15 protein-coding genes are annotated in these 11,378 nt (G+C 52.5%); 6 read left to right on the forward strand and 9 right to left on the reverse strand.

Annotation, left to right across the window (positions count from 1 at the left end):
* The first annotated feature begins 272 nt into the window (after window positions 1-272).
* Window positions 273-992 (forward strand): glycosyltransferase family 2 protein, encoded by a 720-nt coding sequence (locus BLU05_RS09965; RefSeq protein WP_091880229.1) that lies wholly within the window; start codon window positions 273-275, stop codon window positions 990-992.
* On the opposite strand, the gene BLU05_RS09970 is transcribed toward BLU05_RS09965, so the two are convergent.
* From BLU05_RS09970 to BLU05_RS09980, 3 genes are all read right to left on the reverse strand, one after another.
* Window positions 934-2,379, reverse strand: a complete 1,446-nt coding sequence (locus BLU05_RS09970; RefSeq protein ID WP_091879621.1) for an ArnT family glycosyltransferase — start codon at window positions 2,377-2,379, stop codon at window positions 934-936. The two genes, BLU05_RS09965 and BLU05_RS09970, sit on opposite strands and share 59 nt — an antisense overlap.
* A 187-nt stretch (window positions 2,380-2,566) precedes the next feature.
* Window positions 2,567-2,731 carry a DUF1328 domain-containing protein gene (locus BLU05_RS09975; RefSeq protein WP_091879623.1) on the reverse strand — a complete coding sequence of 55 codons (165 nt, stop codon included), beginning with the start codon at window positions 2,729-2,731 and terminating at the stop codon, window positions 2,567-2,569.
* Window positions 2,732-2,819: 88 nt separating this feature from the next.
* Window positions 2,820-3,614, reverse strand: coding sequence for a response regulator (locus BLU05_RS09980; protein WP_091879624.1), 795 nt, complete (start codon window positions 3,612-3,614; stop codon window positions 2,820-2,822).
* Between the two features lie 169 nt (window positions 3,615-3,783).
* Between BLU05_RS09980 and BLU05_RS09985 the strand changes: the two genes are divergently transcribed.
* Complete coding sequence (locus BLU05_RS09985; RefSeq protein ID WP_091879626.1) at window positions 3,784-3,987, forward strand: NepR family anti-sigma factor; 204 nt, start codon at window positions 3,784-3,786, stop codon at window positions 3,985-3,987.
* 11 nt (window positions 3,988-3,998) lie between these two features.
* Window positions 3,999-4,550 (forward strand): RNA polymerase sigma factor, encoded by a 552-nt coding sequence (locus tag BLU05_RS09990; protein WP_091879627.1) that lies wholly within the window; start codon window positions 3,999-4,001, stop codon window positions 4,548-4,550.
* Here the strand turns inward: BLU05_RS09990 and BLU05_RS09995 are convergent.
* Complete coding sequence (locus BLU05_RS09995; protein WP_091879629.1) at window positions 4,533-4,952, reverse strand: response regulator; 420 nt, start codon at window positions 4,950-4,952, stop codon at window positions 4,533-4,535. The genes BLU05_RS09990 and BLU05_RS09995 overlap by 18 nt on opposite strands.
* A gap of 141 nt (window positions 4,953-5,093) precedes the next feature.
* Between BLU05_RS09995 and BLU05_RS10000 the strand changes: the two genes are divergently transcribed.
* Window positions 5,094-5,849, forward strand: coding sequence for a Crp/Fnr family transcriptional regulator (locus BLU05_RS10000; protein ID WP_091879630.1), 756 nt, complete (start codon window positions 5,094-5,096; stop codon window positions 5,847-5,849).
* A 58-nt stretch (window positions 5,850-5,907) separates the two neighbouring features.
* Complete coding sequence (locus tag BLU05_RS10005; protein ID WP_175540556.1) at window positions 5,908-7,320, forward strand: sensor histidine kinase; 1,413 nt, start codon at window positions 5,908-5,910, stop codon at window positions 7,318-7,320.
* Window positions 7,321-7,327: 7 nt separating this feature from the next.
* On the opposite strand, the gene BLU05_RS26410 is transcribed toward BLU05_RS10005, so the two are convergent.
* Window positions 7,328-7,693: a hypothetical protein gene (locus BLU05_RS26410; protein WP_244518251.1), complete on the reverse strand. Its 366-nt coding sequence runs from the start codon at window positions 7,691-7,693 to the stop codon at window positions 7,328-7,330.
* Window positions 7,694-7,699: 6 nt separating this feature from the next.
* Here BLU05_RS26410 and BLU05_RS10015 point away from each other — a divergent pair, with 6 nt between their 5' ends.
* Window positions 7,700-9,223, forward strand: a complete 1,524-nt coding sequence (locus BLU05_RS10015; protein WP_091879635.1) for a sensor histidine kinase — start codon at window positions 7,700-7,702, stop codon at window positions 9,221-9,223.
* On the opposite strand, the gene BLU05_RS10020 is transcribed toward BLU05_RS10015, so the two are convergent.
* The 4 genes from BLU05_RS10020 to BLU05_RS10035 all read right to left on the reverse strand — a co-directional run bounded on the left by BLU05_RS10020 (window position 9,203) and on the right by BLU05_RS10035 (window position 11,374).
* Window positions 9,203-9,649, reverse strand: a complete 447-nt coding sequence (locus tag BLU05_RS10020) for a hypothetical protein (RefSeq protein WP_091879636.1) — start codon at window positions 9,647-9,649, stop codon at window positions 9,203-9,205. The genes BLU05_RS10015 and BLU05_RS10020 overlap by 21 nt on opposite strands.
* Window position 9,650: 1 nt before the next feature.
* Window positions 9,651-9,989: an ElaB/YgaM/YqjD family protein gene (locus BLU05_RS10025; RefSeq protein WP_091879638.1), complete on the reverse strand. Its 339-nt coding sequence runs from the start codon at window positions 9,987-9,989 to the stop codon at window positions 9,651-9,653.
* A gap of 123 nt (window positions 9,990-10,112) precedes the next feature.
* Window positions 10,113-10,982, reverse strand: coding sequence for a PRC-barrel domain-containing protein (locus BLU05_RS10030; protein WP_091880230.1), 870 nt, complete (start codon window positions 10,980-10,982; stop codon window positions 10,113-10,115).
* A 233-nt stretch (window positions 10,983-11,215) separates the two neighbouring features.
* A complete protein-coding gene (locus BLU05_RS10035; protein ID WP_091879639.1) occupies window positions 11,216-11,374 on the reverse strand; it encodes a DUF3309 family protein in 159 nt (52 codons plus the stop codon).
* Window positions 11,375-11,378 lie beyond the last annotated feature (4 nt).

An 11,378-nucleotide genomic window follows, 5' to 3' on the forward strand; every position in this document is an offset into this window, starting at 1 on the left:
TATCACTTTAGCATCGAATGGGATGGCGGAATTGCGGCGTGAACTTCACTCTTGCGTGAAACTCAGCCAGTTTAGCCGACATCGATGCATTGGCTTCCTCCATCCTGTGAACATTTGTTTTGCTTTCTCATTTTGAATGCTATGGGAACGGTTACAAAAGATATTTAATCTCCTGACGCATTGCGGTGATGCAATGATTTTCATACCGGACCGGGCATAACCCGAATCTGATCGAAATGCGGCAGGCTCATCATGGCTTCTGGATTTTTGAAATGACCGACCTGACAGTCGTAATCCCTGTCTACAATGAATCGGGAAACATCGGTGCACTTGTCACTGAAATCAATCAGGCCCTTTCAGGTGTCGCAGCCTATGAAATACTGATCGTTGACGATGGGTCCACCGATGGCTCAGCCGAGGAAGCTTTGAATGCCGGCCATCACGTCAGGGTTTTGCGGCATACGAAACGGACGGGCAAATCCAGAGCGCTGGTGAGCGGATTTCAGGCAGCAAAAGGAAAATGGGTTGCCACGCTCGATGGCGATGGACAGAACAATCCGTCGGACCTTGCGCAACTTTGGTCACGCATTGAAAAATCCCAACCCGTGCTTTTTGCCGGTGTCAGGAAGCGGCGCAATGATGGCGTGGTGAAATTGCTGACATCGAAATCTGCAAATTTCATACGCAAGCGCCTGCTCCGGGATAATTGCCGGGATGCGGGGTGCGGTTTCAAGGTTCTGCCAGCACATATTGCGAAGGGATTGCCCTACTTCGACAATATGCATCGCTTCCTCCCGGCACTCTCGATTCGGGCGGGATTGCCTGTGATTGAGGTCGACGTGGAAGATCGCCCGCGTCTGGCCGGAGTGTCGAAATATGGCTTCTTTGATCGCGCTGCCGTTGCTTTTCTCGATACGGTCGGTGTCTTCTGGCTTATCCGTCGCTATTCTGATCCGGGAGTGGTGAATGAGATGAATAGCGCTGAAAGCTGAAGGTTCTCGTTCGACCGCTGAAGTTCTTCAACGGGCCGATAACCCTTGTGATCGGGCCGACCGCAACAGCATCTACCGGTAATCGCTCAAGCGTATCCTTGTTTGGTGCATCGCCGCCGCGCCAGATGAGAACGATATCGTCCGCACTGCCCTTCGCTGGCGGCCAGTTTAACTGGACTGCTACATTGGCGGCGTCATCCTGTCTGTCGCCCGCAATGCGTGCAGGGGCCGAATTTTGCGCGCGAATAGCCCCTGCAACGGCATCAAACGGTGTGGACAGGCGTTCGGCACCAAACAGCATGACAATGGCAAAGGCTATTGGTGCAAGAATGTAAAATCCTGCAGATATGACCAGCAGATTTCGCGCGCCGTATTTTTGCGGGAAATAAAGTGCCAGCAGGATAGCGGTTGGTGCCAGAATGGGTGCCATGTAGCGCTCTGCCACCGAATGATAATCGGCGAAAAGGACAATCAGACCAAAAGCCGTCAAACCGATGACAACAGTGCGGAAGAGCACTTTTCTCATATCGGCATCCCCGTCAGGCGCGGGCTTTGGATCGTCCTTGCGTCGGCCAATCAAAAAGATCAGGAGAGCCGGGCCAGACCAGAGAAATGCCGAAATAACAAGGCTGAGAACACCGTCTATCCCAAACCATGGAAGATCGAATGGCTGTAGCATCGGGATCGGATGGTTGAGTTTGACCATACGTCCAGCTGTTGCAGCCAATGGAGCGTTAACGGATGCAATGACGATGGGACTCAAAGCGGCCAAAAAAATGGCGAGGGAAATCCATGCTGGTTTGCGAAAGATTTGACGGCGAATGGCGGGGTTCAGCGCACAGGCGATCAAAAAACTGAACAGGAATATGAAGAAGTTATATTTTGCCAGCCCGCCGACGGCAGCCCAAACGCCAAGCCAGATATAAGCGGTGTAACCTCGTCCCGAGCGGATCAATGTCAGGGCATGTATGATGCCGATGGACGCGACAATTACCAAAAGTGTGTGTGCCGTTGTCTGGATCGACATCCACACGATTTGAGGCAGCAAAGCCGAGGCTGCCAGGGCCAATACTCCTGCGCGATCCCCACCCAGACGGCGTGCCGTGTCGAATGAAAGCCAGTGGTAAAGACCAAGCAGGCAAAGCCGAACAGTGACGGTTGCGACGACCCAGTTCCAGCCGGTCAGGTCGAGCGCCAGCCGGACAAGCCAGTTGTAAAGCGGTGGGTGTGAGTTGCCGTAGATCCAGGAAAAATCAACCGAACCAACAAATTGCGCTTCATCAATATCGAGAAACGGCGATAGTGCCAGCCTCAAGGCGATGACACCTACCGTGTAGCACAGTATGGCAATGGGTATTCGCCGGGCGAAATATGTCCAGTTGATCATTGGGCCGTCCAGTTTCAACGCTGCACTTAAAGAGATGCAACCTGACCGTTATTGTCATTTTATAACTCCCCACTACAACCAAGTGGGGCGACCCGCAATGCTACAAACGTCAGACTAAATTGATACCTGCCGGAAATGCAAAAACCGCCGGTTGTAACCGGCGGTTTTAAGGAAGTTCCCGTTTTGACTAGGCTTTGCGAAGGAGCCCCGCAATCAGCGAAATCACCAGAAGCGCCAAGAATACAAAGAAGATAATCTTTGCAATACCGACAGAAGCGCCAGCAATTCCGCCAAAGCCCAATACACCTGCCACAAGGGCAATAATCAGAAAAACCACTGCATAATAAAGCATTCTTATCTCCCTATCTTGTTGCTTTCAGAACGCTTCCAAAGAGACTTTGTTCCGATGCGGATAGTTTGATGGAATGCTTTGAGCAGTTTTATGCCTTTGCCTTGCTGCTTTCCTTGAAGAACAATGCCTGTGTAATCAGTGCCTTGACCATGTCAGGATTAAAAGGCTTGGTGACAAGGAAGGTTGGCTCCGGCCGTTCGCCAGTCAGCAGGCGTTCCGGAAACGCGGTGATGAAGATGACAGGAACAGCATCCTGGCTAAGGATATTGTTCACTGCATCAATACCCGAACTACCATCGGCCAACTGGATGTCTGCAAGGATCATGCTGGGGTGGGTCTGGGCATATAGCTTGATCGCCTCATCCCGGGTGCGGGCAATCCCGACGACCCTGTGGCCCAGGCTTTCAACCATGTGTTCGATATCCATGGCGATTAACGGCTCATCCTCAATAATCATGATATCGGTGGCAATCTGCTTGGAGATGCCGACGGAGGCTTCATCGAGCAGGCCATAGAGTTCCCGCTCATCAATATCGAGGATATCCAGTGTTTCGGCCTGACTGAATCCTTCAAGGCTGATGAGAAGGAAAGCCTGTCGCGCCCGTGGTGCAATGGCCGTCAGATTCGCTGCGGCATGCTTTTCCCAGCCGAATTCCGATTGCAGTTCGAGAGGCCGCACATTGACGGAGTTGAAATGCTTGATCAGCAGCTTGTAGAGACTGACGCGATCAGATGACGTTTCAGGGAAAAGGGAGACATCGCTGATGAGAATTTCAAGTGTGGCCGCCACATAGGCATCACCGGAGGACTGCGAGCCTGTAATGGCACGAGCGAAACGACGAAGGTAGGGCAGATGAGGAGCGATCCGAGTGGACAATGACATTATGATGATTTCCCTGTTCCCCTTGGGGATATTGAAGAAGAATACGAACCAAAACACATTCGCGAAAAAAAAGTTCCCCGGTGACGGAACTTTTCCTCATCTAAGGTATTATCGACATTAATGTGCCTGCCAAAAGCTTTTGCGACGAACGACCAGCAAAGATAGTAGAATGAACGCAAACAAAAGTCTCTCCGACGTCCCTGACAAGGGACGCGTCCGCCGCCGCGACGTCAGAAACGCGGAATCAGAAATCGGTTTAAAGCTTCGTGCACTTTATGCCTCTGTTCAGGAGGAGGAAATCCCTGTGCGATTTCTGGACCTTTTGGAAAAGCTCGACGAAGCTGAACGCAACCATGCTCAGTCGTCAAAATAGTAGGCGGTCGAATGGTACATGAGTCTCCTGATTTCAAGAGAAATCTGATTGCGTCGCTGCCAAAGCTGCGTGCTTTCGCCGTATCGCTGATCGGCAACCCCGATCGCGCCGATGATCTTGTCCAGGACACGATCATGAAGGCGTGGGCCAAACAGGATTCTTTCGAGGCTGGCACGAACATCAAGGCTTGGCTGTTCACAATTCTGCGCAATGAATTTTATAGCCAGATGCGCAAACGCGGGCGTGAAGTGCAGGATTCCGACGGTATTTTTACAGAGCAGCTTTCAGTGCATCCGGCGCAATATGGATCACTCGATTTGCAGGATTTTCGCAAGGCTTTGGAAAAACTACCCGATGATCAGCGTGAGGCAATTATCCTTGTCGGTGCATCAGGTTTTTCCTACGAGGAAGCGGCCGATATTTGCGAATGCGCTGTCGGAACAATCAAGAGCCGGGTGAGCCGTGCGAGAACGCGATTGCAAGAGCTTCTTGATGTGCAGGGCGAGGTGGATTACGGGCCCGATTCTATCTCTACCCAGGTTACCTCAAACAAATTTGCCTGAAATATCATCCTCATTTGTCCCTTGAGGCATTGGCGATGGCTTGGAAAATGCGGCTGCTACTGCCTGCAGGATCTGGGTCTTGCCATAGGGTTTCAGGACGACAGGCACATTGGCAAAGCCTGTGATGCCACTCCTTTGCTGGTCATAGGCGGTGACGAAGACAATAGGGGTACCCTGTCGTTGCAAAAGCATTGCTGCTTCGAACGATGAAGCGCCTCGAGCCTGAACTTCAAGAATGGCGATGTCGCATGGCTGCCCGCTCTGGACCCAGAAAAGCAGTTCTGCAACGGTTGAAACCACTTGAACAGATTTGGCACCGCACTCTTCGGCGATGCGTTCCAGCTCCAGTCCTATCAGAAATTCATCGTCCAGAACGAGAAGTCGCTTGCCGGTTAGTTCCATATTCACTGCTCCTAAAAACAGTGCCTATGCGCCCAATCGCTGATGTCTGTCATTTAACTATGACATGTCAAATGCGAAGAATTATCGGGCATTTGAGCGCCATCGTGCTAGCGTGCCGGACAACTCTCAATTGAGAAAAACATGAAAACAAGCTCAGCTTCAACGGTGCGGCAATTCCCTTGCGAAAAGTGTCCCTTACAGGATTTTCCGCATTTTCAGCCGCATGACAAGGAAGAGGTAACGTTTCTATCTGGCTTCAAGTCAGGTGAACTTGTTGCTGACACCGGTACAACGTTTCTGGTTGAGGGCGCCAACAGTGCGCATCTGTTCACGGTTCTGTCGGGGTGGGCGTTTCGCTATAAAACCCTTGAAGATGGCCGCAGGCAGATACTCAACTATGTGCTCCCCGGTGACCTTATCGGATTGCAAGGGTCCCTGATGAAAGAGATGCAGCACTCTATCGAGGCGATGTCGCCAGTCATTCTGTGCATGTTCCAACGCGATAAGTTACCTAATCTTTTTCGCAATTTCCCCAGTCTTGCCTATGACATTACATGGCTGGCATCACGCGAAGAGCAGATGCTGGATGAAATTCTGCTGAGTGTCGGCAGGCGCTCTGCGTTAGAGCGTGCGGCATATCTGTTTGCGTTTATTTTCCAGCGTGCCAAATCAGTGGGCATGGTGAAGGACAACAAACTTTTCGCTCCGCTCAGGCAACAGCATGTCGCAGACACGCTTGGCCTGTCTATTGTGCATACCAATAAGACACTCAAGAAACTCGCCGCTCGCGGTGCATTACGCTGGGTTGATCGCGGGTGTGAAGTTCTTGATGAAGCAATGCTTCTGGATATATCGGGGTGGCAGGGTTTGCCGAAGGTGCAGAGACCCTTTATCTAAGTCATTCATGGAACGCAGGCCGATCCGAACGCCTCGGTTGTCAGGAGCAATGCATGTGATGCAATGGCGTAGAATATTGACGGGTTTTTCCGAGAGACCGGGGCGCGGGCTGGCAATTTTGATCTCGCTTGTCCTAATTGTCACGGCGGCTGCATCAACCGTTATTCTGACCCGCGGTTTCAATAACCAGATGGATGACGTCATCGCCACGTACCGGGTGCGCGAGCAGGCAGACCGTACGCTGGCACTTCTGAATGCGGCTCATAGCAACCAGCGTGGTTTTCTTCTGACCCAGAACCCGGCCTTTCTCGATTTATATCGCACTTCATCATCGCATCTGGATGAATCGCTCAACACGTTAAACGAGATGACAAGGGGCAATTCGCGCCAGCAGGTCATCGTTAGCCAAATTCAGGGGCTGGCGAAACAGAAACAGCAAAAAGTTGATTCAGCTATTGCGCTGTCGCTTGCCGGAAACAACAGCGATGCCCTTGCTTCGCTTGGACCGGATTTCGGTATCGGGCAAATGGATGAAATCAAGAAAACCATCGACGGTTTTCTGGCTGAAGAGGACCGGCGGCTCATAGCACGCAATATTGCCATGGATGACCTGCGATTCTGGCTTACGATCGCGTCAATTGCGTCTCTCGGAGGTGCGCTTATTCTGGCCTATATCCTCGCCAGCCGTACCAAGCGCTATGTCCGCAAGCTTACCGAGGGCCAATCAACGCTCCTTTCTGAAAAATCACAGCTGGAAGAAATGGTGCAACTGCGTACCGCCGAGCTGGAAAAAGCCATGCTGGTGGCCACGCGCGAGAGGGCGCGTGTCGAAACGCTTCTTCAGGATTCCGATCATCGCATCGGTAATTCATTGGCAACAGTTTCATCGCTTCTCGGTATCCAGATGCGTGATGTGTCGTCGGAGGAAATCCGAGCAGCTCTTGGTGCTGCGCGTGATCGTATCCAGACGATTTCTTCGGCGCATCGTCGCCTCCGGCTGGGCAAAGATCACGAAACTGTTCGAGCCGATGAGTATCTGCCGGAGATCATTGCTGATCTGAAAGAATCCCATATTCATGACCGGGATATCCGGATCAGCTCCCATATTGAACCCATTGACCTGAGTTCGCGCGACGCCACAACACTGGGTATCATCATTGGCGAGTTGACCATGAACGCAATCAAGCACGCCTTCCCGCATAACCGCGCCGGGTCGATTGCAATCAGTCTGGCGCATGATGTGAACGGTGTTGTTGCGCTTGATATTGCAGATAACGGCGTTGGTATCCAGAAGAAGCTCCAAAAACGTGCATCCGGTATTGGATCGGTGATTGTTGCGCAGCTGTGTCAACAGTTTGGAGGTGAGGTGAACTACGCTGCAAACCCAAGCGGCGGCACATTGGTGACGGTTACATTTCCTTCGCTCCAGAGCGGCGGGACTCCAGAAAAAAAGAAGGCAGAAAACGAATGAAGGCGCGTCAGAGCGTTGCCGCGCCGGTCTCCGGCAAGTCTGCTTTTAGCTTTTCAAGAGCAAGCTCGATATCGCGCAGGTTGCGGGTGGAACCATCGTCAGTGTCCATTCCGCCTTCGGTTGCCGCGCGCTGCAATCCTCTTGCTTCACTTAAAAGTTCCTGCAGTTTTTCAATTTTTGCGGGTCTGGTCAGACTATTGTCGGATAGAATGTCTTTGACTTCGAGCATAAATTTCTCCCTTGCAGTGTTGATCAGAAAGAAACGGCGCTGGCGAATAAATGTTCCGATTGGGGAACAAAGGGTAATTCGTCGCGTTGATATCCGAAGCTGTTTTAATGTTGAAAGTAAGGGCGGCTCGACAAGGGGCGTCATGTGAATATGAAGTCAGGCCATATTTCCGAAAACATGTCAGAATCTCTGTCAGCCCCAGCTCGGTTGGATGTGCTTTCGGCTGTAAGTCAGTTGGAATTTCAGTCGGATGAACTTTACGATCTTGTGTCTCTGGCGTTGTCATTGTCGGGCAGTGACGTGGCTCAAATTGTGCTGGTTGGAGAGAACCAAAACCAGATACTGACGCAAGCAGGAACAATTTCCAACCGATCGCCTGACCTGTGGGTTTTCGGTGCTGGCGCGCTGGCTTTCTCCGGGGATGATTGTCTGGTCATTCCCGATGCGCGCGCAGACAAACGCTTTTCCGATAACCACGCCGTGTCCGCGGCCCAGGGAGTGCGGTTTGTCGCAGCTGTTCCTGTGCGCGTTGAAGAAGAGCCTGTTGGCGCATTGATTATCGCATCCGTCGAACCCGTTCATGCCATCGCGCCGCAGCTTCAATCCCAGCTCAACCGGGTGGCTCGGCTTGCAGGCTCGTTTCTTGGCCTGAAGCGTGATGCGCAAAGCCGCACCAATTCCATTGCAACATTGCACAGAGACGAGTTGCGCAATGATATGGCGCTGGAGGTCGGCAATGTTGGCAGTTGGGTGTGGGACCTGAAAACAGGGAAATTTACAGGCAATAAGATGGCCTATTCCATGCTTGGACTCAAGGATGACAAGCCGATCAATGGGGAGGATGTGTTTCGTGCGATGCATCCGGATGATTTTCCGCTGATGAAATCCGCATTCACACGGGCGCTCGCCCATAATCAGGATTACGTCGGTGAGTTTCGCGCCGCATCGTCAGGTCAATGGCTATTGGGTCGAGGTCGTATTTTCGAGCGTGATGCGGCGGGCAAGCCGCTGGTTGCTGTTGGTGTGAATATCGATATCACCAGCACCCGCAATGCTGCGGAGAAAACGCGGCTGTTGCTGCGCGAATTGAATCACCGGGTCAAAAACACGCTGGCTATGCTGCAGTCTCTGGCACGGCAGACGCTCAACCGGACCTCCGATCCGGCAGAATTCATGGAAGCATTTTCTGGCCGCCTGAGAGCGATTTCCGAGGCGCATACGCTTTTGTCGGATCGGGAATGGAGCGGCATCAGTCTCATTGATCTCATTACAAAACAGGTCGAGCCCTATGCGATCTATGACCCCTCACAGGTCATTCTTGAGGGCGAGGATATGGTTCTGCCGCCGGATCATGCGCTGGGTCTTGGCATTGCGTTGCATGAACTGGCTACCAATGCAGCCAAACATGGTGCGCTGTCGTCAGCACATGGCCGGGTGCGTGTTTCGTGGCAGACGGAACCCGGTCTCGATGAATCGCGTGTCGTTATCCATTGGGTGGAAACAGACGGTCCGCGCGTCACGCCTCCGGCAGCCCGCGGTCTGGGCGAGCGATTGATTGAGCGCAGTCTGGATAAGGTTTTGTCGAGCAGTGTCCGGTTGAGTTATCCCGAAACCGGCATGGAAGTTCTGATTTCCATGCCGATAAAGGAAAGCTCAAACATCGTCGTTGGTTGAGGGCTTTTTCTTCGTAAGAAGAGAGAGGCCGGCAAAAGCAATGACGGGAACAGCGAGCATCAGCAGTCCGCGCGATTTCAATACGGTAGGCGCGGTTGCCAGTGCAGCGATAGTCAGAAGGGTTGATTTATCAACCTTTGACCGCTCGCGTTGGCGCTTGCGGGCAATTATTTCGGAAATTTTCATGACGATATAGGCCAGTAGCGCAAGAACGAACGCGCCTCCGGCCAGAATCAGGGCTGCATGCAGTTCGCCGAAACGTTCTGCGAGCGCGATGTAGCCTGCCACCAGCAGGAAGATCGCGCCAACTACCGATAGAATGCCAATCAGCGCCAGGAAAATAGCACGCCGTTTCGCCCTGTTCACCGCAGAACCGAGCTCTCCAGAAACAGCACTGGACAGAAGTGGGGCCAGCAATTTCAGCATGTCAGCGACGGGCTATCAGAGCCACAAGAAATCCGACACCCGCGGCGACAGCAACCGTCGTCAAGGGATTTTCCCGCACAGTCTCAGTCAACTGATCTTCAAGTGCCTTTGCCTGCGAGCGAATTTCGTCCAAAGCGTCTTCACCGCGTGCACGGGCGTTTTCAAAGCTTGAGGAGGCATTGCTTGTCGCCTCTCTCGCTGAATTCTTGCCGATTTTGGCGAGTGTCGCAGCAATGCTCGCAATATCCTCTTTCAATGCGGCCACCTGTGCCTGAAGATCAGGATTGGTTTCGGTTGCATCATCCACGGCTTTGCGAACTTTTGAAGATACTGACGCCATTAAAGGAACTCCTTGAGAAATATAGGTTTCATGGGTGGAAACGCCCCGCACAGATATTGGTTCCAAAGCGGAGCAAAGACCATCGCCGGCGCAACTGCCCACTTTTGTTATGGTATACAGGTGCTATTCGGCGCTGCCGCGCAGCAGAATTTTCTCGCTATCCGCTTTGTAAGCCTCCTCGGTATAGGCTGGATGCGCTTCAAGCTGCTGCTTGGTGAACGGCGTATAGACAGCGATCTTGCCGTCCTTGCCAGCGAGCAGGTCAAGATTCTCAATTGAAATAGCGATTGGTTTCTTTCCCAAACCGAGAAAGCCACCGACATCCACGACAAATGCTTCCACCTGACCATCAGGCGTCATCAGGGCATCTCCCACTGTGCCCAATGTCTCTTCGTCAGAACCGTAGACCGTTGTGCCAATCAACTTTTCGGCGCTGACAGCAGTTGCCGGTACCGCTTTCAAACCATCGCGCACGCTTGTTGTTGCTTCCGGCACAGGCTTTGCGGGCTGAAGTGCGGGTTTTGCAAATTCTGCAGAAACGCCTTCGCCAGCCAATGCAGCCTTGTCAAAGGCGGGTGCTTTTTCGAGCTCCTCCTTGCTGGTGGTGATAACGAGCCAACGGCTACCATCCGCGCGGTCTGCCCAGTTCAGGTCATTCAATACAACAGCCACATCTTTCTCGCCGATACCGAGGAAACCACCCACACCGACGATTGCAGCCTGCGCCATACCATTGGCATCGAGCACCACATCTTTTACTCCGCCGATGGAGACAGCATCATCCTGAGGGCCGGTATAGACTTTCTGCCCGATTAATCCTGATGTCAGAATTTGTCCTCGCTCGGCTTTCAGATAGCGTCCGGCGCTTGGCACCGGCTTGGCCGCTTCGTTAAAAATTCCGCGCATTTCAGTCGGGTTGGAACCCTGGCTCTGAGCGAAGCCGGAGGTGGTAAGAACTGTCATCAAAGCGGTGGTGATCAAGAGGCGTTTCATCATGGGAATATGGTTCCTGTGTAATGTAATGATGAGAAAGAAACGCCGGCCCAGTGGCCGGCGCAAAGGACATGGGTTGAAGTGCTCCTATGAAAGGTAGCCAAGGAACCAGAGAATGAGAATGATCGGTAATGGCAAGCCGATGAGCCAAAGCAAAACTCCACGCAGCATATTCAGTAACTCCTGATTGTGATGTCTGATCTGTGGGTCAGGTCAGAATTCAAGCATTTCAATTAGATGCGGCCCAAAAGAAGCAGGATAAGCAGGATAACCAGCACAATACCAAACAGGCCGGACGGGCCGTAACCCCATGCCCGCGAGTAGGGCCAGCTGGGAAATACGCCGATGAGGACCAGTATCAGAATGATAATCAGAATGGTGGTCACTGGCATGTCT

Origin of the sequence: Phyllobacterium sp. OV277, assembly GCF_900104355.1 — a bacterium.
Classification (GTDB): Bacteria; Pseudomonadota; Alphaproteobacteria; order Rhizobiales; family Rhizobiaceae; genus Phyllobacterium.

Excerpts from the sequence above, each read along its gene's own strand:
- BLU05_RS10015 (WP_091879635.1), top strand. The coding sequence starts at position 7,700 with ATGAAGTCAGGCCATATTTCCGAAAACATGTCAGAATCTCTGTCAGCC.
- BLU05_RS10030 (WP_091880230.1), bottom strand. The coding sequence starts at position 10,982 with ATGAAACGCCTCTTGATCACCACCGCTTTGATGACAGTTCTTACCACC.
- BLU05_RS10000 (WP_091879630.1), top strand. The coding sequence starts at position 5,094 with ATGAAAACAAGCTCAGCTTCAACGGTGCGGCAATTCCCTTGCGAAAAG.
- BLU05_RS09975 (WP_091879623.1), bottom strand. The coding sequence starts at position 2,731 with ATGCTTTATTATGCAGTGGTTTTTCTGATTATTGCCCTTGTGGCAGGT.
- BLU05_RS26410 (WP_244518251.1), bottom strand. The coding sequence starts at position 7,693 with ATGACGCCCCTTGTCGAGCCGCCCTTACTTTCAACATTAAAACAGCTT.
- BLU05_RS10005 (WP_175540556.1), top strand. The coding sequence starts at position 5,908 with ATGCAATGGCGTAGAATATTGACGGGTTTTTCCGAGAGACCGGGGCGC.
- BLU05_RS09995 (WP_091879629.1), bottom strand. The coding sequence starts at position 4,952 with ATGGAACTAACCGGCAAGCGACTTCTCGTTCTGGACGATGAATTTCTG.
- BLU05_RS10035 (WP_091879639.1), bottom strand. The coding sequence starts at position 11,374 with ATGCCAGTGACCACCATTCTGATTATCATTCTGATACTGGTCCTCATC.
- BLU05_RS10020 (WP_091879636.1), bottom strand. The coding sequence starts at position 9,649 with ATGCTGAAATTGCTGGCCCCACTTCTGTCCAGTGCTGTTTCTGGAGAG.
- BLU05_RS09980 (WP_091879624.1), bottom strand. The coding sequence starts at position 3,614 with ATGTCATTGTCCACTCGGATCGCTCCTCATCTGCCCTACCTTCGTCGT.
- BLU05_RS09985 (WP_091879626.1), top strand. The coding sequence starts at position 3,784 with ATGAACGCAAACAAAAGTCTCTCCGACGTCCCTGACAAGGGACGCGTC.
- BLU05_RS09965 (WP_091880229.1), top strand. The coding sequence starts at position 273 with ATGACCGACCTGACAGTCGTAATCCCTGTCTACAATGAATCGGGAAAC.
- BLU05_RS10025 (WP_091879638.1), bottom strand. The coding sequence starts at position 9,989 with ATGGCGTCAGTATCTTCAAAAGTTCGCAAAGCCGTGGATGATGCAACC.
- BLU05_RS09990 (WP_091879627.1), top strand. The coding sequence starts at position 3,999 with ATGGTACATGAGTCTCCTGATTTCAAGAGAAATCTGATTGCGTCGCTG.
- BLU05_RS09970 (WP_091879621.1), bottom strand. The coding sequence starts at position 2,379 with ATGATCAACTGGACATATTTCGCCCGGCGAATACCCATTGCCATACTG.